At 35.4% G+C, this 24,660-nt stretch carries 24 protein-coding genes; 13 read left to right on the top strand and 11 right to left on the bottom strand.

The features are described 5' to 3' along the window. From DCS95_RS14610 to DCS95_RS20620, 3 genes are all read left to right on the top strand, one after another. A complete protein-coding gene (locus DCS95_RS14610; protein WP_116771514.1) occupies nt 1–3,531 on the top strand; it encodes a nitrate reductase in 3,531 nt (1,176 codons plus the stop codon). Between the two features lie 11 nt (nt 3,532–3,542). Then, complete coding sequence (locus DCS95_RS14605) at nt 3,543–4,979, top strand: rubredoxin (RefSeq protein ID WP_116771513.1); 1,437 nt, start codon at nt 3,543–3,545, stop codon at nt 4,977–4,979. Nucleotides 4,980–5,113: 134 nt separating this feature from the next. Next, nucleotides 5,114–5,239 carry a hypothetical protein gene (locus DCS95_RS20620; RefSeq protein ID WP_262885555.1) on the top strand — a complete coding sequence of 42 codons (126 nt, stop codon included), beginning with the start codon at nt 5,114–5,116 and terminating at the stop codon, nt 5,237–5,239. A 43-nt stretch (nt 5,240–5,282) separates the two neighbouring features. On the opposite strand, the gene DCS95_RS14600 is transcribed toward DCS95_RS20620, so the two are convergent. The 4 genes from DCS95_RS14600 to DCS95_RS14590 are packed head-to-tail and all read right to left on the bottom strand — an operon-like array spanning nt 5,283 to nt 11,859. Beyond that, nucleotides 5,283–6,494: a Pycsar system effector family protein gene (locus DCS95_RS14600; protein ID WP_116771512.1), complete on the bottom strand. Its 1,212-nt coding sequence runs from the start codon at nt 6,492–6,494 to the stop codon at nt 5,283–5,285. Between the two features lie 53 nt (nt 6,495–6,547). Next, complete coding sequence (locus DCS95_RS14595) at nt 6,548–10,282, bottom strand: BamA/TamA family outer membrane protein (protein WP_116771511.1); 3,735 nt, start codon at nt 10,280–10,282, stop codon at nt 6,548–6,550. Nucleotides 10,283–10,321: 39 nt separating this feature from the next. Further along, nucleotides 10,322–10,492 (bottom strand): hypothetical protein, encoded by a 171-nt coding sequence (locus tag DCS95_RS20275; RefSeq protein ID WP_159302522.1) that lies wholly within the window; start codon nt 10,490–10,492, stop codon nt 10,322–10,324. Nucleotides 10,493–10,497: 5 nt separating this feature from the next. Beyond that, nucleotides 10,498–11,859, bottom strand: a complete 1,362-nt coding sequence (locus tag DCS95_RS14590; protein ID WP_116771510.1) for an NAD-dependent succinate-semialdehyde dehydrogenase — start codon at nt 11,857–11,859, stop codon at nt 10,498–10,500. A gap of 199 nt (nt 11,860–12,058) precedes the next feature. On the opposite strand from DCS95_RS14590, the gene DCS95_RS14585 reads away from it, so the two are divergent. Genes DCS95_RS14585 through DCS95_RS14575 form a run of 3 tightly spaced genes read left to right on the top strand, consistent with a single transcriptional unit; the run spans nt 12,059 to nt 12,942 of the window. After that, nucleotides 12,059–12,391 carry a YtxH domain-containing protein gene (locus DCS95_RS14585; protein WP_116771509.1) on the top strand — a complete coding sequence of 111 codons (333 nt, stop codon included), beginning with the start codon at nt 12,059–12,061 and terminating at the stop codon, nt 12,389–12,391. Then, entirely contained in the window at nt 12,392–12,739 is a 348-nt protein-coding gene (locus DCS95_RS14580; RefSeq protein ID WP_116771508.1) for a hypothetical protein, read from the top strand. A gap of 8 nt (nt 12,740–12,747) precedes the next feature. Further along, nucleotides 12,748–12,942, top strand: coding sequence for a hypothetical protein (locus DCS95_RS14575; RefSeq protein WP_036150676.1), 195 nt, complete (start codon nt 12,748–12,750; stop codon nt 12,940–12,942). An 85-nt stretch (nt 12,943–13,027) separates the two neighbouring features. Here DCS95_RS14575 and DCS95_RS14570 read toward each other — a convergent pair whose 3' ends face one another. Together DCS95_RS14570 and DCS95_RS14565 are read right to left on the bottom strand one after the other, a co-directional pair. Continuing rightward, complete coding sequence (locus tag DCS95_RS14570; protein WP_116771507.1) at nt 13,028–13,495, bottom strand: Dps family protein; 468 nt, start codon at nt 13,493–13,495, stop codon at nt 13,028–13,030. Nucleotides 13,496–13,605: 110 nt separating this feature from the next. Further along, nucleotides 13,606–14,211 carry a DUF2652 domain-containing protein gene (locus DCS95_RS14565; protein ID WP_116771506.1) on the bottom strand — a complete coding sequence of 202 codons (606 nt, stop codon included), beginning with the start codon at nt 14,209–14,211 and terminating at the stop codon, nt 13,606–13,608. Nucleotides 14,212–14,457: 246 nt separating this feature from the next. Between DCS95_RS14565 and DCS95_RS14560 the strand changes: the two genes are divergently transcribed. Next, the gene (locus tag DCS95_RS14560; RefSeq protein ID WP_116771505.1) at nt 14,458–15,534 is read left to right on the top strand and encodes a DNA topoisomerase IB; all 1,077 of its coding nucleotides are present in this window, start codon (nt 14,458–14,460) and stop codon (nt 15,532–15,534) included. Nucleotides 15,535–15,559: 25 nt separating this feature from the next. Here DCS95_RS14560 and DCS95_RS14555 read toward each other — a convergent pair whose 3' ends face one another. Beyond that, nucleotides 15,560–15,772, bottom strand: coding sequence for a hypervirulence associated TUDOR domain-containing protein (locus DCS95_RS14555; RefSeq protein ID WP_116771504.1), 213 nt, complete (start codon nt 15,770–15,772; stop codon nt 15,560–15,562). Nucleotides 15,773–16,038: 266 nt separating this feature from the next. Here DCS95_RS14555 and DCS95_RS14550 point away from each other — a divergent pair, with 266 nt between their 5' ends. The 3 genes from DCS95_RS14550 to DCS95_RS14540 all read left to right on the top strand — a co-directional run bounded on the left by DCS95_RS14550 (nt 16,039) and on the right by DCS95_RS14540 (nt 17,649). Further along, a complete protein-coding gene (locus DCS95_RS14550) occupies nt 16,039–16,281 on the top strand; it encodes a hypothetical protein (RefSeq protein ID WP_116771503.1) in 243 nt (80 codons plus the stop codon). A gap of 51 nt (nt 16,282–16,332) precedes the next feature. Next, a complete protein-coding gene (locus DCS95_RS14545) occupies nt 16,333–16,782 on the top strand; it encodes a ferritin-like domain-containing protein (RefSeq protein ID WP_116771502.1) in 450 nt (149 codons plus the stop codon). Nucleotides 16,783–16,956: 174 nt separating this feature from the next. Beyond that, on the top strand, nt 16,957–17,649 hold the full coding sequence (locus DCS95_RS14540; RefSeq protein ID WP_116771501.1) for an SOS response-associated peptidase: 693 nt from the start codon (nt 16,957–16,959) through the stop codon (nt 17,647–17,649). Here DCS95_RS14540 and DCS95_RS14535 read toward each other — a convergent pair. Both DCS95_RS14535 and DCS95_RS14530 read right to left on the bottom strand, forming a co-directional pair. Beyond that, the gene (locus DCS95_RS14535; RefSeq protein WP_244178463.1) at nt 17,646–18,683 is read right to left on the bottom strand and encodes a helix-turn-helix domain-containing protein; all 1,038 of its coding nucleotides are present in this window, start codon (nt 18,681–18,683) and stop codon (nt 17,646–17,648) included. The genes DCS95_RS14540 and DCS95_RS14535 overlap by 4 nt on opposite strands. Before the next feature lie 169 nt (nt 18,684–18,852). After that, entirely contained in the window at nt 18,853–19,902 is a 1,050-nt protein-coding gene (locus DCS95_RS14530) for a helix-turn-helix domain-containing protein (RefSeq protein WP_116771500.1), read from the bottom strand. Nucleotides 19,903–20,177: 275 nt separating this feature from the next. Between DCS95_RS14530 and DCS95_RS14525 the strand changes: the two genes are divergently transcribed. Next, entirely contained in the window at nt 20,178–20,360 is a 183-nt protein-coding gene (locus DCS95_RS14525; protein WP_116771730.1) for a hypothetical protein, read from the top strand. Nucleotides 20,361–20,423: 63 nt separating this feature from the next. On the opposite strand, the gene DCS95_RS14520 is transcribed toward DCS95_RS14525, so the two are convergent. After that, nucleotides 20,424–21,980, bottom strand: coding sequence for a hypothetical protein (locus tag DCS95_RS14520; protein WP_116771499.1), 1,557 nt, complete (start codon nt 21,978–21,980; stop codon nt 20,424–20,426). Nucleotides 21,981–22,062: 82 nt separating this feature from the next. Further along, entirely contained in the window at nt 22,063–22,473 is a 411-nt protein-coding gene (locus DCS95_RS14515; protein WP_116771498.1) for an arsenate reductase family protein, read from the bottom strand. A 130-nt stretch (nt 22,474–22,603) separates the two neighbouring features. On the opposite strand from DCS95_RS14515, the gene cls reads away from it, so the two are divergent. Together cls and DCS95_RS14505 are read left to right on the top strand one after the other, a co-directional pair. Beyond that, nucleotides 22,604–24,031 carry a cardiolipin synthase gene (gene cls / locus DCS95_RS14510; RefSeq protein ID WP_116771497.1) on the top strand — a complete coding sequence of 476 codons (1,428 nt, stop codon included), beginning with the start codon at nt 22,604–22,606 and terminating at the stop codon, nt 24,029–24,031. Next, nucleotides 24,028–24,657, top strand: a complete 630-nt coding sequence (locus tag DCS95_RS14505) for a hypothetical protein (protein WP_425269161.1) — start codon at nt 24,028–24,030, stop codon at nt 24,655–24,657. The genes cls and DCS95_RS14505 overlap by 4 nt, the downstream gene beginning before the upstream one ends. The last annotated feature ends 3 nt before the right edge of the window (nt 24,658–24,660 follow it).

Raw genomic sequence — 24,660 nt, 5'->3', positions numbered from 1 at the left:
ATGAATAGCAACAAAACTCATAAAACCATATGTTCTTATTGCGGTGTAGGCTGTGGTATATTGGTAGATGTAGATGCAAAAGGAACTATTACCGTAGATGGTAATCCAGATTATCCATCCAACAAGGGCATGCTATGTTCAAAAGGACGTAATTTAAATTACGTAGCTCAAGATACTTCAGATAGAATTTTATACCCAGAAATGAAATGGAGCCGTAACCATCCCTTACAACGGGTTTCATGGGATACCGCTTTTGAACGCGCCGCTGCAGTGTTTAAAAGTATCATAGCAAAACATGGTCCCGATAGCGTAGGTTTTTATGTTTCTGGGCAATGCCTAACCGAAGAATACTATTTGATAAACAAGCTAACCAAAGGATTTATTGGTACAAATAATATAGATACCAACTCTAGATTATGCATGAGTTCTGCCGTAGTGGGTTATAAAAAAACATTGGGTGAAGACTCCGTTCCCATTTCATACGATGATATAGAGCTGGCAGATTGTTTTTTAATTGCAGGGGCCAACCCAGCATGGTGCCATCCTATCTTGTATAGAAGATTGGAAAAACATAAAGAAGAGAATCCTAATGTAAAGATAATTGTAGTAGACCCACGTAAAACACAGACTTGTGCCGGGGCAGATTTACATTTGCAGATCCTACCGGGTACAGATGTTATTCTCTTTAATGCCATAGCAAGAAGGTTAATAGAAAAAAGAAAAATAGATACCGCCTTTATAAAAAAGCACACTGCCAATTTTGAAGCTTGTAAAGAAATGGCTTATAGCTTATCTCTTAAAGAAGCGGCTAAAAAATGCGGTATTCCCGTTGCCGATATTCGCAAAGCAGCAGAGTATATTGGTAATGCCAAAAAGTTCATAAGCATGTGGACCATGGGGCTCAATCAAAGTGTTATCGGTGTTGCTAAAAATGTATCGTTATTGAATCTTTCCCTATTAACCGGTCAAATAGGAAAACCTGGTTCAGGTCCTTTTTCATTGACGGGGCAACCAAATGCCATGGGTGGTAGAGAAGTAGGTGGCATGGCAAGTTTATTGGCAGCCCATAAAAACTTAGGCAATCCCAAGCATAGAAAAGAAGTATCAGATTTTTGGGGAGGCGGAGAAATACAGGCAGAACCAGGGTACACGGCAACAGAAATGTTCGATGCCCTTGATGAAGGAAAATTAAAGGCAATTTGGATAATCTGTACCAATCCGGCAGTTAGTATGCCTAATGTAAATAAGGTTGAAAGAGCCTTAAAAAAGGCAAAATTTGTAGTGGTACAAGATATTTCCCATAATTCGGAGACCACAAAATTTGCAGATTTACTATTACCTGCAGCGGGTTGGCTAGAGAAAGAAGGTACAATGACCAATTCTGAAAGAAGAATTAGTTATTTACCAAAAGTTATAGACGCCCCCGGCGAGGCATTGCCAGATGCAGAAATTATTTGGCGCTTTGCACAGGCAATGGATTATACAGGTTTTGATTATGCAAATAGTAGCGAGGTCTATGATGAACATTGCCTTTTGACTAAAGGCACTGAAATAGATATTTCGGGTTTGTCGTATGATCGATTGAAGAATGAAGGTAGTTTTCAATGGCCCGTACCACATAAAACTCATAAAGGTACGCCTAGGCTATTTACAGACCGTAAGTTTTTCACCAATGATAAAAAGGCACATTTTAACGTCCCTGCTACACTTTATAACAAATCGGAGGAAACAGATAACGAATATCCGTTAATATTAAATTCTGGTAGGGTTCGCGATCAGTGGCATACCCGCACCAAGACCGGTAAAGTAAAAAGATTGTTGACCCATATTCCACAGCCTTATTTAGAAATGAATGCTGTAGATGCCTATTTAAGGAAAATAAAAGATGGCGATATCGCGGTGGTCAAAAGTAGACGTGGTCAAGTACAGGTGAAAGTTCAGCTCAATTACGATATTAGGGAGTCGGTCGTATTCTTGCCAATGCATTGGGGCAAAGTATTGAACAATGATTTTGGTAGGGCAAATAACCTCACCAATGATTTGGTTGACCCCGTATCTAAAGAACCTGATTTTAAATACTGTGCCGTTGAGGTCACCAAGTATGTTAAAGAGAAACAGAAAGTTGTTGTCGTTGGGGCAGGTGCCGCGGCGTATCGCTTTATACAATCATATAGGGAAAAGAATACCGTAGATGAACTTCATGTGTTTTCAAAGGAAAAGGATCCGTTTTATAATAGGGTTTTGCTACCTGAATATGTTAGTGATGAACTTTTATGGGAAGCTTTGGAGAAATTGAAAGAAGGAGAGTTGCAAAAGTTAGATGTAACCTTACACTCGGGTATTTGTATCGACAATATTAATGCCGATGATAAAACGGTTGTAGATGCTAAAGGAATTAGGCATAGTTACGATTTGCTAATTATGGCAACGGGTAGTAGGGCATTTATACCTAGCGATGTACAAATAAAATTACCTGGCAGGTTTACCATGCGTGAAAGGGGAGATGCCGATAAACTCAGAAAATATTTAGCGGAAACCGGACTCAAGGCAAAAGACCAGAACGTAGTCATTGTAGGTGGCGGACTTTTAGGGTTGGAGCTTGCCGCGGCATTGAAAAAGATTAACATCAACATCAGTATTATACAGCGGGCACCACGTTTAATGGAGCGTCAGTTAGATAGCGTTGCCAGTAGGTTATTGGCAGAAGATGTTATGGAACGTGGCATAAACTTATATTTTGATAATGAGGTAAGTACCGTTTTTGAAGATAAGGAACAGAAACATAGTCTTTTGGTAAACCTAAAAACGGGCAGAACCATTCAGTGTAATGCCATTGTGTATGCCATAGGTACCAGACCTAATATAGAATTGGCAAAACAGACCGGGGTGCATACCCGTAGAGGTGTCGTTGTTAATTCATACTTACAAAGTAGCGACCCATCAATCTTTGCATTTGGCGAAATAGCCGAGTATAAAAATTCGCTTTTCGGAATTACATCGGCAGCAGAGCAACAAGCTGATATTGCCGCTAACTTTATTCTAGGTGACTTTAGTAGCATCTACAATGGTTCGGTATTAATGAATATTCTAAAGTTCGAGAACTTGGATCTGTGCAGTATAGGTATGGTCAACTCGCCATTAGGAGATTCGTCTTATGAAGAAATCATTTTAATGGATGTTAGTAAACGATTTTATAAAAAATGTATTGTAAAGGACGACACCCTTAAAGGGGCTATTCTGTTGGGCGATAAAAATGAATTTGCAGAGTTTAAAAGGTTGATAGAGGAAGAAATAGAACTCTCTGAAAAACGAAACGAATTACTTAGGGGCGCTACCACTTCTGTACCTATGAAAGGGAAATTGATATGTTCCTGCAGTCAAGTAGGAGAAGGTAATGTGGTTGATACCATTAAAGCAGGATGTTCAGATTTCAACAAACTATGCTCAGAAACGGGTGCAGGTTTAGGCTGTGGTAGTTGTAAGCCAGAAATTAAGGAGTTATTAAAGAACCAGCTGGTATTGGCAAATTAAAAATAATAGATATGAACGATGATCTTCATAGAATATTGATAAAAGGCGGTGTGACCTCGCCTGGGGAATTGAAAGATATAATTGCCATGTTGGAGTCTGCCGGACTTAAAAGTGTAAATTTTGGTTCGAGGCAAGATATTTTGTTTCCGCTGAAAGATGCTAAAGAAGAACAGCTGGAAAGCATATCAAAATTCAATACCGATATTATTGCCAATAGATCTTATCAGAATATAGTAAGCTCATATGTATCAGCCGATATTTTTGACATGACACATTGGTTAAAAGGTTCTACGTATTTATATATTTTAGAAGGCTTTGATTTTTTACCAAAGTTAAAAATCAATGTTACCGATCCAAAACAGCGCTTAGTGCCCATTTTTAGTGGCAATCTTAACTTTATAGCCTCAGATCAAGAAGATTATTGGTATTTAAATATAAAACTACCACACTGGAAATCATCTGCATTTTATCCAGTTCTTATTTATAGTTGGGATATAAATTCCATATCAAAACAGATAGAGGAAATACATGAAGACATTTCAGATATTGATGAACTGTTCTTTATCATGAACAAGAATTTAGAAACGAACAATAAGACCATGGAGAAGGAATTAAAGGTTCCTTTTCAAACTTTCCCCTATTACGAAGGCATGAACCGTTTAGGGTCAGATCTATATTGGTTGGGGCTTTATTGGAGAAACAATAAATATGACCTGTCATTTCTTAAGGAGTTTTGTGGTTTTTGCCTAGATAACAGTATTGGTAAAATCTGTATAACACCTTGGAAATCATTTGTTGTAAAAGGCATAAAAAAATCTAGTAGGCCAGAGCTGGAAAGATTTTTGGGCAAAAGAGGAATTAATGTTAGGCACTCGCAGTTAGAGATGAACTGGCATGTACCCATTGATGATGGAGAAGCTCTGGAGCTAAAAAAATATTTGGTGCGTAGTTTCGATCAAAATGATATAAGCACCTATGGTCTTACTTTTGGTATTAGCAATGAAGTGGGTAAGCGTTCTCACTTTGCCTCGGTGATTATTGAAAAAAATAGTTTGCCCACCATTGTGAAAGAATTTGAAGTTCGCCCTACCTACAACGTACTACACTTTGAACATTTTGACCCCAATAGCCAAAAGTATATTACCTACGCTCAAGATATTGATAAAATAGAGCTGCCAGGACTGTTGATGGAGTTGAGTAAAATGTATTTTGATCAATTAGGTCGCGTAGAGGATATTGAAAAAGCAAATAATATTGAAGTAGTGGAGACGAAACAACGACTATTTCAATGTCAAGATTGTTTTACGGTTTACGATGAGTCTTATGGTGATGAAGATTTACACATTGCTGCCGGAACAAAATTTCAAGATATAGATGAACATTATGAGTGCCCGGTCTGTTCTGCCCCTAAATCTAAATTCAAAGAAACTATGATACAATTGGGATAGTAATGTTAACCTTGTATTTACCCTATTGTCAATAAGTTAGTGTATATTAAAGGAGACAATAAAATGGTTTTTGGAGTTAAAACTTAAAAATGTCTTTCCATAATTTTGTGGCAGTACTAAATAAACCAACACTCATGACCAGGGTAAACGTAAATGAAAACCGAAAAGAACCAGTATTGGCCAAAGCACTAAAGTTCACTATTGTCGTTGCCGTTATAGGTATATTACTTTGTGTACTTTTTATGGCATTCGATATATAGTTTTATATTGAGTAATTACCTTATTCAACCTTGCCAAATTCTGCTATGGTTGCATTACGGGAAGCTCAAGCACCCTTTCCGGTCCGTAGAATTTTAATGCAATACCAAATACGATTACCGAGATAATCATACCTGTCATAAAAATGGTATAGGTCCACCTTAGAATTCTATACTTTCTTTCTAAAACTACTCCTAGAAAATATAAGTCTTTCGTTAAAGAACTATAAATGTAATCCTTGTCTTTTATAAGTTCTTTCATTGCCCAGTTATACTGTTCTAGCTTCATTTTATGAAAATTACCAAAGAACAATAAATTGACTTTTTTAGTGGTAACTTCTTCTTCTGTAAACTGCCCGGTAGTTACATTGGGCTTTGTGGCAATAATTGACATTACCATAGAAACTACACTGAATATGATGAACAAAAATGTCGGGTAAAATAAATAATCGTTGGTTGGGTTGTCCAGTTTAGGAACTAGATTAGCAAGAGCCATAGATATGATTATGGCATTTACAGAAAGTAGAATATTGGCTTTGGTATCGGCAATATCACTTAATTTTAAATGATTTTGAAGGGTTACCCTGTACAATGTTTGTATACCTCTATCTGGTAATTCTCCTTTAAATTTAGCTTTTAAACTTTCTTTTTTAACCAGCTCTTTATGCTTCTTTCTTGCCTTTATGAGCCTCTTAATATTTTTGTCTTTTCCCTTTTGCCAGTTTTGAATGGCGTAATCTGTATAAAAGCGATGTTTGGTGCGTAATAATTGAATATTTTCTTCACGCCAATCTGCAGAGGAGTTACTTTGCTTACCTATAAGCGAGAGCTCTTCTCGCAATAGCTCTGTGGTGGCTATGAAGTTTTTAATATGAAAATGCGATGAATCTGCATCGCGTATAATTTTCTCCAATTCATTCTCTGGCTCATAGTTTCTTTTGGTGGCCATTATGAGTTGGCATACATTCTCTGAAAAAGAACTAGGCAGGTGCTGCTCTTTTAAAAAGTCTTTTGCTAAATGGCAGCTATGCTCTTCATGATCATTGTATGATTTTGTATAGCCCAGGTCATGAAACCAAGCGGCAACTATAAGTAATTCGCTTTCTTTATCTGAAATGTTTTCACCTTCGATCAACTCTTTCGTACTTTCTACAACACGCTGGGTATGCCTAAGATTATGATATAAAAATCTTGGGTCAATATTGCCGGTTAATAGATCAGTGGCAAATACTTCGGCTTTGTTGACTATGGTAGACATGAGTTTATTGAATAGGTAATAGGTTTGAAAAGTACAAAAATTATCCGCTTATGTTAAATAGATAGTCCGAAACCCACTTGAATAAGGTTACTTTCCTTAGAATTGAAATATCCAATATTAAATGATAGCGCTTTTAAACTGCTGATCCAGAAACCACCACCTTGGGAAGTGTGCCAAACGTTAGAATTTTCACTGGGCATCCATACCCTACCATAATCGAACCCACCGTACATACCAATGGTTACGGGAGACACAGCGGTTACGTAACGTTTAAGCTTAAGTTTTAGATCAGAAGATTGGTAGAAATAGGACTTTCCGGTAAAACGTTCATCCCTAAACCCCCTTAAGCCATTACCGCCACCAATTGAAGGTGTATGGTAAAAATAGACATCGTTGTAGTCAAACAGCCCTTTGTATTCTGCCGTTGTACTATACACAAGGCTTCCCGTGTGTTCTAATTTATGGTCAAATCCGACTTTTAAAGAAGCATATCCAAATTTATTGGCATTATTGTTTATGTTCATTTTATAGCCTGCCGAAAATCCGAAGTAAATAGCCTTAGAAGGAAAATCTCCGGCATCATCACGATCATATTCCCCGGTCAACTCTACTCCCCCATAATTTTGGGTCTCAAAAATTTCTTCATCCAAATTACTGCTATTGAATAAACGATCAAGGTTATCGTCAACTTTAAACGACTCGAACAGACCTTTTATACGCAGGCTATAGTACGCTAAACCGGCACTAGCCTTAAACATTCTTATTCTGCCCCTGTAATAATCTCGATCCAGGGCATCTTCATTGTTTATAGTTTCATTACCAAAGCCAAAGAAATTTTTTACGTACCTATCATTGGCGAAGTACGCATCGGTTTCAAAATTCCACCCAGGAAAAACACTACCGTAAATACCGGAGTAAGAAAGCTCGGCTGCCTTGAATTTAAAATAATAGTTGGCACTGATTTTATGTTGCTGTCTAAAGGAATTGCCATCAATGCCTTTTTGAGTATATGTATTAGAAGCTCCTAAGAAAAAACCATCATCTGTTCTAAAGCCTACCGATGGCACGAGAACATTCGTATTGGGCTCAAAATATCTAAAATGAAAGGTATTGGTCTTATAATTATCCGTTAATAGGGTTTTTGGTTTAAGATCATCGATAACGATCTTCTCATGCTCCCAGTCATAAAGCTTTACTTTTTTCTTATTGTTTATAGCATAGGTATCATCACCATATCCGCCAATAATCCTTAATTTGGTTTTGGGGCTTTCTTCACCATCAACGACAAATTTATCATCATCTCCCAATCCGTATATCCATACCTCTTTTGTTAGGCTGTCATTGAATGTTCTTGAATAAATGAGTTCGTTCTTTTTATCTGTAAAAATACGTTTTACCTCCACTTTTGTATCTCCGTTTTTTAAACGGGTCATAGTGAAAATATCATCTTTTTCTGTGCCTATGACCGCAACAATTTTATTGAGGTAGGTTGCATAATCTTTAGCGGTTTCCGGTAATGATACCAAACGTTGTTTTAAACTCTCTTTAATATATTCAGCGGTTTCGTCTTGTACTGCAAGGGGTAATCGTTTGAAGGCATTTTCTATGACTTCTGCGGTCATCCCTTTTTGAATTGCTTTGGCTTCCTCTACCCATACATCTGGCCCGTAGGCAGTGGTCAAAGTTCTATCTAACCCTCTACCCGATAGGTTGAACCATTTAACATTGTCTACATCCTCATCATAAGATTCCCAGTTTCTAGTACCAGGAACAAACCATTGTACAAACGGAATAACTTTGCCGTCAAATCTAGGGAAGGCATTATCCCGATCTCTTGGTACGGGCATAAATTCTTTTTCACCATCGGGACTCTCATACTCAATCCATCTCCACTGATCTTGGTGACGGTCCCAATCGCCGATCAACATATCAAAAATACGGGCTCTTATAAAGCTTCTTTCATCTACCCAATAAGATTCATCGCTCTTTATTTTTTCAAGCATATCGGTAGTACTCTCATAATCTGTAACCTCGCCCGATGTTTGGTTGATAGTTCTTCGGTATCCTTTATAATGCGCTTGTTCTTCAGACGGTCTTCGTTCTATATAATATAATTCATCACCATAATTTTCATTGTATTGCTTTAAACTGTCTTGCTTTGGAACATAAAACAGATCGGTGTCAGAATGGTTTATATCTACCGATCTAGCCAAGGGATTAATGACTAATTGCATGTAAGGATGAGCGGTAGTAAAGAAATCTGAAATTGCTTTTTCTGCCCAAGTATCTTGATAATCTTGCGTGTTGTATGAAATACCCGGCAGTTTAAATTTTAAGAATTTTAGCGCACTTTTCTTTAACGATCGCATGGCATATTGCTTACCATTTTCATCTTCTAGTCGCAAAGAGAAAGATTGATGCCCACCACCTTCTTTTACTACCGAAAGACCACCATATAGGGTATCTAACTGTACTATGGGAGCATCGACGGGTTGACCGTAGTATTTGCGGTAGCGCTCACCCCACAAAAATTTATAAAATCCGCTTTTATTGTAATCTTTTGGGTCTTCTAAAATGTTGGTTTGTTCAATTTCCTTACTGTTCACCGTAAATTGATCAAACTCTTTTTTAGCTTTTTTTTTCTCAAGTACATCAAAGGTTTTACTATTGGAAAGGTCGTTCTCGGAAACAAAAGTCACCTTAGAGCTGCCATCCTTAAAATAGTCTAACCTCGCGAAGCCACGCTCTCCATAAACATACTCCCCATGATAATCAATGGAACCACCAATTGCGGTAATTCTACCGGAAGTTAATTTTGCGGCCGTTTTTTTTCCAAGGGAACCACTTACTATTTGATGAATACCACCACCCTCTAATAATTGAAGACTTTCTTCATGACCGGAAATCAATGTAATTCTGTCATTAGCCTGTGCCAAAGCACTAACCGCAATACGCAGATAGTTATATCTTCTTGAATTTACATGCTCAGGATTAAAAGCACCTAGATCCATCACGGCATTTTTAATGGTGCCTACCAACGGCAGTACAGTGTGGTCTTTAATGGTAGTTTTACCGGCATAAGTACCATTGGTAAAAACCGGATGATGCATGGCAATAACAATGTTCTTTCCTTGACCGTCACCAATGTAGCCTTCAAGCTCTTCCATAAACCGTCTACGAGTAATAATATCAGAGCATTTTCTATTGATATCTTCGACTCTAGACCAGTTGGATACAAACCATTTCGAGTCAATTAGAATAAGATCAAGATCGTCGTTGATTACTCTGTGTTCAATGGGGCAACCATTGTTAGGAAGCACTGCAGTATTTGGTCTTTCAACCTTTTTAAGGGAATTCTCTACTTTTTCAATTTTATCTAACTGATAACTTTTCCACTCATTATTACCGGGCAAAAAAATAGTTTCCCCTTTAAAATTCGAAGAAAGATCTAGGTGTTGCTGTATAAAGAGGCTGTCAACCAACCAATTTTCGGTATCGGGAGATATATTGTCACCTGTAAAAACTAATGTACTGTTATCCGTGGCACGATCAAGTTCTTTTTTAAAGCGCTGTAAAAGTGCATTGTTTGGAACTGATGATGCATTGCCTAGACCACCGGCTATGTAGAAGGTATGGGTTATCTCATCGTTAGCGATGCTATTATCACTATTTACGATACTTTGTTCCTTATGTGTGGCACAAGAGGAAATGAACAACAAAGTAATTAGAACGCTAAGGGACCTTGCTGAAAAGAAGTTTGCCCATTGTTGGCAGAGTGGGTGGGTCATATAATAGTTTAAGTTAATACTTGGCGAGTAACCCGCTTATTAATTGGTAAAGAACACGTTTGATACTATGATACCGATGATCAGAATTACCAAAAATGCAATAAGGATAGTGATACCTAATTTTGTTTTTTTGTTTTTCTGAATAATGAATTCCCTTGTTTCTTCTTCGGGTTCCTTTACAAATTTTGTTTCCTGTGTATTCTGTTTCATGTTATTTATTTTTTAATGTATACTGTTTTTTTGTTTACGAATTCTAATATGCCCTCTCTAGAAAGTTCTCTACCATAGCCTGATGCTTTGGTTCCCCCAAACGGTAATCTTGGGTCAGATTTCACCATGTCGTTGATAAAGAATGCTCCATCTGGTATATCCGATATCATGTTCATGGCATTATCTATATCTTGGGTAAAAAGCATACTACCGAGTCCGAATCTAGAATTGGTGGCTACTTTTATAGCTTCTTCTCTATTTTCGGCTTTTATTATTGCTGCTACAGGACCAAATGTCTCCTCTTTAAAGACAGGCATGTCTTCGGTAACATTCGTTAGAATGGTAGGGGAATAATAGGCGCCATTTCTCTCATTGCCCAGAATAACTTTTGCACCTAGGTCTATGGAATCTTGTACTTGTTTTTGTAGTTCTTCCGCTAAATCTTCTCGTGCCATGACACCTATAAAAGTGTCTTCTTTCATAGGGTCACCTACTTTAAAGGAGGTTACTTGATTGGTAAATTTTTCTAAAAATGCATCATATATATCGGCGCAAACAATAAATCTCTTTGCAGCAATACAGCTTTGACCTGTATTTTGCATACGGGCAGTAGCCATGGTCGAGATAAACTGATCTAAATCGGCATCTTCCCAAACAATACATGCATTGTTGCCGCCAAGTTCCAAAACCGATTTTTTAAGGTTCGACCCCGCGGTAGCTGCAATTGATCTTCCTGCTTTTTCACTTCCGGTTAGGGTTACCGCTTTAATACCGTCATCGGTAATTAGCTTTTCAATTTCTTCGTGACCTGCTTTTATGCTTTGAAAGCATCCTTCAGGATATCCTGCATCTAAAAACAATTGTTCAATAGCCATCGAACAACCGGTTACATTTTTTGCATGTTTTAATATTGCGGTATTACCGGCAGTTAAGGTAGGTGCTGCAAATCTAAGTACTTGCCAAAAAGGGTAGTTCCAAGGCATAACCGCCAAAACACATCCTAAGGGGTCGTGGCTAATAAAACTTTCATCGGCATCTGTATCAATAATTTCATCTGCCAATAAATCTTCAGCGTTCAAAGCGTAAAAATCGCATACCCAGGCACATTTTTCAATTTCGGCAATACCTTGTGATATAGGCTTACCCATTTCTTTTGTCATTAGTGTTGCATATTCTTCCTTACGTTCAATAAGCAACTCTGCTACCTTGGTCAATAGCTGGCACCTCTCTTCAATTTCCATAGTGGACCATGAAGCCTCAATTTTTAATGCCTTTTGTAATTTGGTATGTATAGCGGATGAAGAGTCTAATGTGTAGTTCTCTAGAATTTCACCGTTGTACGGATTCGTTGATTGATAATCTTTCATAATTGCAAATTTAGGTCTAACCCAATGGGCATGTTAATTCGTATCACATTATTCTTAACCCTTTAAGTTAGCTATTGTTAAGGTCAATATTATAAGGTTTTGAGTTAAGTAATTGTTTAGTTATTAGAGAACTTTGTAGAAGATGATGGTAAAACTATTATCATCTAATAATAAAAACGTTTAATCTAAAATTTGAAATATGAACAATAGTGGAAATACATTATTAGCAATTATTGCGGGTTCTGCCATTGGTGCAGCCTTAGGGATTCTTTATGCACCGGATAAAGGTGAGAATACAAGAAAATTAATTGCAGATCAAGCAGCATCGACCAGAGATAATTTTACTGAAAGTGCAGTAGATCTAAAAAACAGAGTAGTATCTAAAATGTCTGACGAAAGAGAAACATTGGATACAAGAGTAGAATCGTTGGTTTCTGATATTAGCTACAAAACCGAGGATGTAATTTCAACCTTGGAGAAGAAATTAGCAGAGTTGAAAACAAAAAATAAGAAACTGCAGAAAACAGTATAAATGGGAGTAATTGATTCACTTAACGAAACGTCTAACAAGGCTATTGATGTAGGAGAGGTTTATTATAAAAAAACCCAAGAGTACTACAGGCTAAAAGTGTTTCAACAGTTAACGATGACCACTGGTATGCTGTTAAAGACAGCGGTATTCGGTGGTCTTGGTTTTATGGCACTTGTATTTATTACGGTTGCCGGTGTTGTTTACATAGCTAAAATAATCGATAGCATGGTGGGCGCTTGTCTAATTGCCGGTGCTTTCTTTGTTGTATTATTGATTTTAGCATATTTATTTAGAAGCAAAATCGATAATCTATTGGTTAAAAAGCTTTCGGTAAAATTCTTTAATTAAATAGGGATATGTATAAAAATTTTGAGGAAGTAGAGTTTCATTTAAAACGCTTAAAATTAGAGCGTGAAATTGCTTTAGAAGAGCTAAAAGGCATAAAGAATGATGTAAAGCAAGATTTGAGTCCGTATAATTGGGTCTCTACAGCAATCTCTGCTGCCAAAAAATTCGGAATGCTCTATTTAGTACGTAAAGTGGTCAAATAGCATTTAACTTTTAAGCAGTTGAATAAAATAAAAAAGCACCTCATGGAAATGAGGTGCTTTTTTATATCTGTGAGTTATATAAATGTTATTCCTTTGTCCAGGCATCTAACATCCAACTTACTTTTTCGATTTCGCCAATATAACCACCGATCATATCAATGGTTCCTTCGTCTCCACCAGCTTCTGCTACCTTAACCACTTTGCTCATTTGTTTAAGTAACGTTTCGTGTTGATCCAGAATGTTTTTCACCATTTTGGTGTCGGAAATTAGAGAAGGAGTTTCTTTAATGGAAGACATTTCAAAATATTTAGAAAACTCGCTAGTTGGGTTGTGTCTTAAAGTTAAGATACGCTCAGCGATTTCATCTATTTTGATTCTAGCATCTGTATATAGCTCTTCAAATTTAATATGAAGGTCAAAAAAGTTCTTACCGGAAACATTCCAGTGATACCCTCTTAAATTTTGATAGTATAAATTATAATCTGCCAATAGCGTGTTCAATTCATCAACAATTGGCTCAATATCTTTTGACTTAATATCTAAGTAGCTCATAAAATTTTGTTTAATTGTTTATACTGCAAATTTAACATTATTCGCTAGGTAAACTTAACTCAGAAAACTTATTGATGAACGCTTTAACGAACTTTAACGTTGGCTGTAACCTATTCTTTTACAAGTGGTTTAAGGTTGATGTACGAGTAATTTATTTTGCCAACATGGTCATATTCAGTGGCGTTTTGTTTTAGCGAACCCCAGTCAAACTGATCGTCTAAATTATTCTCTTTGTAATAGTTGGTTAACCCTTCGGTAAAAAGCAAATACTCGTTCATTCTTACTTTATTTTTCAAAAGCTTATGGGCAATAATAAGGTCTTCACCAAAGAGTTTTATGCTATTGCCAACCTTGGTAAGGGCTATTTCTTTACCGTAATGTAGAATTATTTTGAGTCCCAATATTTCAGGTATAGACGCGGCATCTTTATTCTTTTTATATTTTTCTCTAAGCGCGTCGAGTTCTTTATAGAATTCTGTGTAGAATGTTCTGCATTGCTCAATGAGCTCTTGTAATGATGGCATATTGCCGGTTTTAAAAAAGAGCACTGCATCACCTTCAATTTCAGAAACTTTTAATCCTATTTTATTGGTGTAAATAATCTGATTTAATAGGGCAGGAATAATTTTAGAACTTAACTCAAAATCTGTTTCGCTCATAAATTCTGTAAAGCCACTAATATCTGGTATACAAATTAACATGGGAGATCCTTTCATAAGCGACAGTCTAAAAATATTTTGGAAAGGTAGATCACTTATAGGTTCAAAAAGACCTCGTTTCGCTAAAATGCTATCACAATCGAGCGAAGCACAACATATAGATATTGCCTAGTACAAATGGTTTAGGCTACAAAACAGTTTTATTGGGCTCGTTATTAATTAGTGCTATGTTTATTTTTGTTTCACAATATATTAAAAAGAATGAACATAAAATTGATTGTCATTACTTCACTATTCTAAAAAATGAATTATTCAGACTTATTGGCTAGCGAGCCACACGATGTAGCGGCACACATGCATTTAAAGTATGTAGACAGAGAGGCATTGACCATTCAAAGAATTAAGGAAAAGGATAAATTCTTGTACTTGCTTAAGAATAAACCGCTTCGTAAAAAATCTGAATTAAGTAGAATTAAACAATTGGTGATTCCACCAGCCTGGCAAGAAGTAAAAATTGCATCCATAGCCAATGCACATTTACAGGCTGTGGGTTATGATCTAAAGCACAGACTTCAATATAGGTATCATGATTTATGGTTGAAGGTTAGAAACCGCACCAAGTTCTTAAGAATGCATCATTTTGGGCAGGCATTACCTAATATTCGCAAGCAGGTCGATAAGGATTTAGAGTTAAACGGATGGCAAAAAAATAAAGTTCTGGCTCTTATTGTGCGATTAATGGAAGAAACACATATTCGTATTGGAAATCAACAGTACGCTAAGAGAAACAAAACATATGGTTTGTCTACCCTTAGAAACAAGCATTTAAAAGTAAGTAAGAATAAATTGAAATTTGAGTTTACGGGCAAACGGGGCAAGAAACATAACATTACCCTAAATAATAGACGATTACGCAGGTTGGTACTGCAGTGCGAAGAAATACCTGGCTGGAACCTTTTTCAGTTTTACGATGAAGATGGGGTTAAAACAAATGTCGATAGTGGTATGGTCAATGAATATTTACAAGAGATCAGCGGAGACCTGTATACGGCAAAAGATTTTAGAACTTGGTCTGGCACAATTATATTCTTTGAATCATTAATGGAGAATGAGCCGACAAAAGACGAAAACCAACTAAAAAAGAATATTATAAAAGCCTATGATGCTACTGCCAAAGCACTCGGTAATACTAGAAATGTTTGCAAAAAATATTATGTACACCCATTTGTGGTCAGTTCGTATGAAAAAGGTGAATTAGGTGAGGTTTTTAAAGATTTGGAGAATAAGTCATCATCAGAATACCAAACAGCGGCAGAGAAGGCATTGATCAAATTGATATCCGATTTTAATCCTTTACTAGACCTGTCAAAAAAGAAATAGCGTATAATTTATTATTGGTTTTCAATTAATCTGCACGTTCAACCTCACTTTCACTTTTTAGAACAAAATCACCGTCTTCTTGTTTAATATATAGCGCTTTGTCGTCATCGCTACCATTTCTGGTTACTTCGTTGCCTTTTATGGTTTTAGTGGTTTTTGAGGTATACGTTTCTTCAACAGTACCTTCTGCCGTACCGTTTCCCCAAGACCATTTTACTGTAGTACCTTTTCTTATCATGACCATTAATTATTGTTTGTGCATTTCCATCACTTCAAAAGTATAGGAGAACAAGTGATGGAAATTACCTTTTCAGGGGCACAAACACGAGAACTAAAATTTGATACTGCAATTTCTGTATTATTTGAAATTATTGTGAGAAATAGCATATTTATTTTTAACTCTAAACACCTGATTGTTAACGCAATCGAAAGGAGTCAATGCTACTTTTTTTAAGGACAAAAAGAACCAATGATCACGTATATATTTGATAAGAAAACAACACAATGATAGATTTAGTTTTAGCTATTGCCATTATGGTAGGTCTGGGTTACTTAGGTTTTGTGGCAAACGAATATTTAAATGTAAGAGCTGCTGATGATATGGACAAAAATCAAATAGATGAGTTTTGCGATATAGAGGTAGATCATATGTTGATGTATTCTGATCGAGACCAAGCTAAAGATTTGAACGAGTTGAAAAGAAAGTTGCAAGATTTTAAGAACAGAAATAAATTTTATAAGATGTAATTGTAATCAACATCTCTAAATAATGGATTGCATAATTTAAAACTATAGAAAATGAGTACATATACTGAAGAAGTAGGAAATAAATTAAATGAGTTATTGGAAAAAACGTATGACGCTGAAAAAGGCTTTAAAAAGGCTGCAGACAATACGGATAATCCTCAATTAAAGTCATATTTTGAGTCTAAGTCGAAACAACGTTACGATTTTGGACATGAGTTAAAGACCGAGATCATGTCTTTTGGTCAAGAAGTCGATAAAGGTGATAGTTTCACCGGAAAAGCACATAGAGCCTGGATGGATGTTAAGGCATTATTCTCGTTAGACAATGCAGAATCAATGTTAGAAGAGGCTATAAGAGGAGAAAAAGCTGCTATTGATGATTACGAAGATGTATTATCAGATACTTCTCTACCATCTACTACGGCCACAATTTTAAGAAGCCAAAAAGATGCGATACAAAACGGTCTAGCCAATATTAAAATATTAGAAGACGTTCGATAATAGGCAATATCTGAACTTGTTAAAAGAGGCTTTTAAAGCCTCTTTTTTTATGTCGTGGTCTTAAGTATTTATGTGCTGTACAATCTTGTTTTTTAATGCGTTATCTTTTTTTGTTTCTGCAATAAGAGAAGCCTAATAATTAAGGGAACTTTACAACTAAAGCAAAAGATTGATATGTATTTTAAAATTTCGAATACAGCAAAAATGAAGGAGATAGAGCTGCATGTAAATGCTTTGTTCAAATACCCCAACCTATATACCCCACAAGTCGTTATCAGTGGATTAACCGAGGTTTCAATACCCATTGTTACCATGGATGAACCAAATGCGGTGTCTTTGGCAATTTGGGGCCTATTGCCCAGTAGTTTTAATGATGATTGGGAGCTGTTTCAGAAACTGACGAATACCCTTACCATACCTACTCATAAAATGGATACGGATATTTGGTATCATGATTCTTTCTTAAACAGACGATGTATAGTGCCGGTAACGGGTTTCTTTACATCGGTACTTAGAAATGGTGAAATTTACCCTTACCATGTTAGTAGAACAAACGGCGATTTAATTTACCTGGCAGGTATCTATACTATTTTAGAAGATGGTTTTATAACGTGCTCGTTATTGACAGGACCATTGGAAAATGAAGTGATAAACTATCAAAATTTGGTTGACTATATGCCAAGCATTATAGATTATGAGGACAAAGATGAATGGTTATCTGGCAATACCCCGGTAGAACGTGCAAAAGCACTATTACAGCCACCTCATAAAACAGATTTAACTGTAAGACCAATAGCTAAGAGCCTTTTTAACCAAGACATATCGTACGATAGTATGCTTAATTCATGTGAGTATCCTGAAAATTAACGTATAGAAGAGTTTTTGTTTTTAATATGCTTTCTATACTCGGTTGGCAGTATGTCGTAGGCTTCAAAAAATATTTTGGAGTAATAACTTCTACTTTTTATACCAATGGCATAGACTATTTCTGAAACTGAAAGGTCTGAATTTTTCAAATAATTCTTCGAAATTTCAAGCTTTAAGGATCTTACATATTCATTTACAGTTTTAGAATATAAAATTTTAAAACCTAATTGTAGTTTTTTCGGACTTAGGCCAGATTCTTCGCTTAAGGCTGAAATAGATATATTCTCAGAGATGTTTTCAATGATATATGTGGTCAACTTATGAATTTTAAGAATATCTTCTTTAGAAATAGCTTCAGGTAAGTTCATGTTTTCTTCGAATTTTTTGTGTTCTAATAGTTGTAGAGATAGAATAAGGTACACCCTGCCTTCTAAATACATGGTCCTTAACATCTCATTATCTATATCAACCTTATTAAGCAATTTTATTTCCTCTGCAATTCTTAAACTGTAGCTGCCGCCATGTTGAAAAGCAATTTTACCTTCGTTATCATTGAATAATGAAACCAGTAATTGGTTTAACTGAGAAATATTATTGTTCTTTTTATGTAGGTACTCTTTTCGCTCAATTCGTATAAAATTGATTTTTAAATGCTCGTTCTTTGGAAAAAGAAATGTCTTTTTGGTATTTCTTTTATGCGAGATAATGGTATTTTGAAATTGCACAAACTTGTTATACGTGTTGTTGGCATTTTCACTATATTCAAAATATCCTTTAGATATAAAAATGAATTCGATGGGTGATAGCTCATCGGTATCGAATACCATTTTTACGTCCTCATTTAAATAAATATCACAATCAATTAGAGAAATTCCCCAATTAAAATTTAAGGTTCTTAAAGAACCTTTACCAATATCGTTATTGAAAGTTATGATCTTTTCTTCCCGGCCACCTTTAAATTCACCCTGTAAACAGGTTTGTATCTGATCAAAGATATTTTGTGACTTAGTACTATTTATAATCAATGCTTTCATTGTTCTATAGGTATACAAGGGTTATTGTATACTGCAAAAGAACTGTAAAAAAGAGAATTACATTAACACTTTTAAAATGTTAATTAACACAAATGAGCACCTTTTAATTCACTTAAAATGTTAAATAATCAATTAATTCATATAACCAGAAGAGAAAATTTATGCTTGCTTAAACTGTAGTACTATCATTTACAGTTTTAGCGGCATCTAACTTTTGCATATACTGTTTTGGAGACATGGAATAGCGTTCTTTGAACAATTTAGAAAAGTAACTTCTAGAATTAATGCCTATTCTGTAGGTAATTTCAGTAATGTTCAAATCGGTGTTTTCCATTAAATGCCTGGCTTTTTCCATGCGTTTGTTTTGTGAATATTCATTGACCGAGAGTCCAAATAAACTTTGAAATCCGGTTTGTAGTGTCTTTTGATTTAGGCCTACTTTTTTAGAAAGGGTTGAAACATCTGGCGCTTGGTCTAGAGTCTCCTCTATAATATTTGCCGCATCTTCTATTTTGACTACGGTAGACTGTCTTAATATGGTTCTGCTTTCACTTGGTGATGCATCATCTACATATTGTCTTAGGTGATGTGCCAATATTTCATAGCATTTTCCTTCTATGAACACACTTTTAGTAAAACCTTCGTCTTCGGTTGCGTTAATTTCATCAATACATTTCGCAATATCCAAGCTATAATGTGCTTTATGAAAAAAGAGGTTGATACCGTTAACGTCTCTAAATAGACTTTCTATGTCTTCGTTCATTTCTGGTAAGAACGACTCTATTTTTTCTTCGAACAGTTTTCTATTTATTTCAAGACTGAAAAAACAAATTGGTTGATTGGCTTTTAGTGTAAGAACATTTCCATATTTACTATTACATGAGAAAATAGCACTTTCTAAATGCTTTATTTCTGTTTTTTTTTCTTGTCCTTCAAATTCATGCCAAATACTTTTTTCTCTATTGAATACAATTTCTAAAGGTTGTACCAATGATTGGTTAAGTACGAACCTTACTTCTTTATTAAGGGTTATATCCACATCTAAAATACCTACGCCATGAGAAAAACTAATGGCTTTTATATGACCTGAACCTGCTTCTTTAGGGATATCCACACAAATTTCATTGTTTTCTTCCCTATAATCCACTTCTAGTCTGTGGGCAATATCTTTTACAACATCAACCACGTTCAATTCCTTAAATTCTTTTTTCTCGCCCATAACTATATTGGATTATAAGTACAAGATAAGGCAATATACAGTAGAAATTAAGGCTTGAAAAATTTTTAGATTAACACGAAAATTTGAGTAATGTATTAAATAATAGATAATTACCATGCATTGGTGAGATGAGTTAAGATTAAATTTTTTACAACCAAGCGGTATGAGTTTATAGTGTCATTTTTGTGTCGACGGTAATGAGATGCTACATTGTTAACAAGCTAATTTCAATACCTAACAATAAAAATATTAACCTAATTATTAAAATCTATATTATGAAGAAGTCACTATTAATGTTATTATTTGCTATCATGACAGTTGGTGTAGCAATGAGTTGCAGGGAGGAAAAAACTGCAGGAGAGAAAATGGAAGAAGGAATTGATGAAGTTGGTGATGATATCGAAGAAGGAGCTGACGAAGTTGAAGACGCGGTAGAAGATGCTACTGACGACAACTAGAATAAAATATTGCTATGAAAAGGAAAGCCAGATAGTTTAACTATCTGGCTTTTTTGTTTAAGCCTAGTCTTTTTTACCGTTACCAGTAAGTACACTTAAAAGTCCGTCCTGAAGGTTGATCCACAAATAATTGAAAAAAGATTTATGTTTAACCCTTTCAACGGACATGTCTCCGTACCTAAATCCTTCAATATCTGCTTTAGACCCATCATTTACAAACAAATTACCTATAAATGAAAGTACTTTTTTAACGCCATTTCTTTCTTTATTTAGTACTTGAAATTTAAAATCTTCGTAGCTCATTTTAATGTCACCTGTTGAGGTGTATTCATCTCCAGAAATGGTAAAATAAAGCTGGTCTATGGTACCAGTAGTTTGTGTTCTAAGGTTGGGCACTAAAAACTCATTTAAACTCTCGGTTTCAAAGTTTAATAATTGACCGGAAATTAAAAATGTATTTTTTGGATCATGCGCATCAAATTTCCAATCTAAATGAAATTTACCCGTACCCATTAAATTGGCGTCTATTTTTATATCAACAGGGTCTTTTATGGTGACCATATTTGATAAATTACTGATAGAAGCATCCATATTATTAAAATGTAGGGCACCTGCTCTGCTATTATTGGGCATATCTTCTTCGTAGACAATTATTCCATTTTCGATTAAAACGGAGTCTATTGCAATTTTAAAAGGTAATTTTTGCAGTAATTCGCCATAAAGTGGCTTCTTTCTAAAATCCTCTAATTGAGATTTGTCTCGGTACATTTCTAATTTAGGCTCAGAAAGTTTAAGATTTTTGAAATGAATTTGAAGGGAGTCATTACTGGCTAAATAGGTATGGTTTTCAACCGTAATTGCTGGAACATTTAGATCAACATGATCTCTTTCGTACGTAATTTTTTCACTTAATTCAGATTTGGAAAATATGGTAGCTAGAGAGATGTCGGTAATATCAATGGTTGAATTGTTCATCACCATAGATTTCAATTGAAGTTTTTCATACTTACCCAACGGGGCTATGAAATTGTGAAATTCAATGTTGTATTTTGAAAAGGTAAATGGAACGTATTTGGTAATGATCTCGGGGTCGGTTGCCACATCGTTTAAATGCAGCCCTATAGATTCTACAGAAATTAACTCAACCTCTTCTTCAGCATCCCAAATTTCAACAATACCAGATTCGAATATGAGTTCTTCAACAAATATCTCTTTCAATAATTTTATGGGGTTGCTTTTATTGGCAACTACATTTTCAGAGTCTTTTGGACAGGTTTTAAAATGAAGATGAGGTTTAGAGAGTGTAAGTGTTTTAATGAAAATAGAGGTTTCAAAAAGCACTTGCCAATAACTGAATCCTTTAATAGATAGTTGATCGGCATTTACCTTAATTTCACAAGAAGATGTTTGCCTGCCCAAACTGACTACGGAAACATCATAAAATGCGATATTTCCTTTGATCAGGTTAATGGTAAGTTTATCGTACGAGAAGTCAATATGATTAGGCACTTTACGCTCCAAAAAACTGATGACCTCTTTCTTCATTTTCCATTCGGCAAGCATGTAGCCGCCAACACAGAAAATAAGGACAACAATAAACCATTTAAAGATTTTGGACATAAGGTGTAAATTAATGGGATATAATTATAAGCGTGTAAAAACCCTATGTCTAGAAGTAGACACTATCTGTTAGTATAGCGATTTATTTATAAGGTTTTTCAATACCCGCACTATCTGGATCCATGTATTGCTTATAATCGGAAGCGCTTGTAAGTTCAATATATTTATCCCCTTTTATAACAATGGCATTTTTAAGGAATCTTGGGTTTTTATCCAGAATTTTCAACCAACCGTCATTATCTAAATCAACATAATTTTCACCGTAAGTTTCCTTAAAATCGGGCAAATCGGTATTTACTAAATCCGAAACGTCTTTACCAAGTCCTTCGGCCAATTCTGCCCATTGTGTTCCGGTAACGTTTGTTTTTGAAATATCAATAGTCAAATGATCTTTCCCAGAAGACTCTACATAAGCATTCAATTGTTTACCTATTGAGTTTTCCGAACTGTAATAAAGGGTTATCTGTTTTTTATCCATAGCAATTACTCCCATCACTTTTTTTTAAAAGTACTCACAACCAGGGCTAGTAATTAACTCGTTTAAAACTAAAAGTGTCTTAAAAGAAATTTTGGGGGTATGGTCGGATCAAATTATAGTATATTGTTGATAAACAATTAACAAGGTGGTAAATACTATTTTTTGGCTTGCTTATGTAGCGGTAACGCTGTGGAGTATCGTCAATATTATTTTCAATGGATCAAGGGCGACTAAGATGATTAGTTGGTCTTTGTCGGTCATTATATTTCCATTTTTGGGTCCGTTATTATACTATTTATTTGGTATCAATAGAAGAAAGTTTAAACTTTTTAAATTAAAGCAAAACGAAAAGAGAAAACTGTTCTCTGAAACTTATAAAGAGCTCGAAGGCGGTGAGCAAAGCGTTCATGAATTTGAAGATTACAAACAAGACAAATTAGCATCTCTAATAAGAAAGAACAGCTATTTTGCCCCTTATAAAGGTAATGGTGTCGCCTTACTGAATAGTGGAGAAGAAACTTTTAACGCCATATTCAAGGCCATTGAAGGCGCCAAAAAATTTATACATCTCCAGTATTATATTTTGGAAGATGGTATGCTGTTAGATAGGTTTTATGAGCTATTTCAAAAAAAGGTAAAAGAAGGTGTAGAAATTAGAATGTTGTATGATTCTTTTGGAAGCAATTCTATGCGTGGAAAAAGAGTTCAGCGTTTTAAAGATCTCGGCGTAAAGGCATATTCTACTATGCCCATACGCTTTGGAAATCTTTTGTTTACACTTAATTATAGAAATCACAGAAAAATAGTCGTTGTTGACGGTAATATTGGTTTTACCGGCGGATTCAATGTATCGGATAAATACATGAAGCCCGATTCAGATTTAGGCATTTGGCAAGATTTACACTTACAGATTACAGGACCTGCCGTTAATAGCTTACAGCGTGTATTCGTAAAAGACTATCACTTTGCCGGAAAGGAAGAATTATTACTTCAAGATAAATATTTCCCCAAAATAGAATCTGCCGGGGAAACGGTTGCACAGATAATTTCAAGCGGACCAGATTCAAGATACCCCGCAATTATGCAGCAGTATCTTGCCATGATCAATATAGCAACAAAAAGCATTTGCATTGCCAACCCATATTTTATACCTGGCGAACCGGTTTTGGAAGCTATTAGAATTGCGGCCTTAAGTGGTGTAGAGGTTACCTTGTTAACCCCTAAAATTTCAGATTCGTTACTTGCTCAATACAGTATGTTCTCCACTTTCGAAGCGTTGTTAGAAGTAGGAGCCAAAATTTATTTAAGACCAGATTTCTCGCATAGTAAGGTAATTATCATTGATAGTGAAATTGTATCTGTAGGATCTGGCAATTTTGATTATAGAAGCTTTGAGCACAACTTTGAAACCAATGCCATTCTGTATGATAAAGACAAGGCGTCGCACATAGAAGAACTGTTTACAAAACACTGTACCGAAGATGCAAAAGTAGACTTGGAAGACTTTAAGAAAAGGTCGCCATTTAGTAAGTTTTTAGAAGGACTTGCAAAATTCTTTAGTCCGTTATTATGATAACATTCAATTTCAGTAAAAATTTAAATCTTTTAATCTTATTTATATTCAGTTTCCCTATGGTTGCATCTGCACAGCATACAATACCACCAGAAATTACCAATGAAGCAAAAATTGCCTTGTCGCATTACCCAGAGCTTACCGATGTTGTTATAGAATTCAAGTTCAAGAAGAATATAAAGAAGTCTACCATGCAGGCACAACCTTCTTTTTGGAGTGTCTTTAAGTCGAAGAAAAATAGATCTTATAAAATATTGATCAGTGAAAGAATAAAAATTGCCGATTCGGTTTATTTTACCAAAGATATTCCATCGGAAATTATGATCGGGTGGTTGGGTCATGAGCTAGGTCATGTTATGGATTATCAACAACGAAGTGGATTTAATTTAATAGGCTTTGGTTTTAAATATATAACCTCCAAAAATTATATACGTGAGGCAGAGCGCCGTGCAGATTCTTATGCGGTAAACCACGGTATGGAAACGTATATTCTTGCCACCAAAGAGTTTATTTTAAAGAAAGCGGGCTTGACCCAAAAGTATGTAGATAGAATAAAGAACTATTATCTGTCTCCAGAAGAAATTATGCTTTTAGTAGAAGAGCGAGATGCAGCCCTTAATAAATAGAGG

It is taken from the genome of Maribacter litoralis, assembly GCF_003075045.1.
Classification (GTDB): Bacteria; Bacteroidota; Bacteroidia; order Flavobacteriales; family Flavobacteriaceae; genus Maribacter; species Maribacter litoralis.
This window is presented reverse-complemented; position numbering and strand designations above follow the sequence as displayed.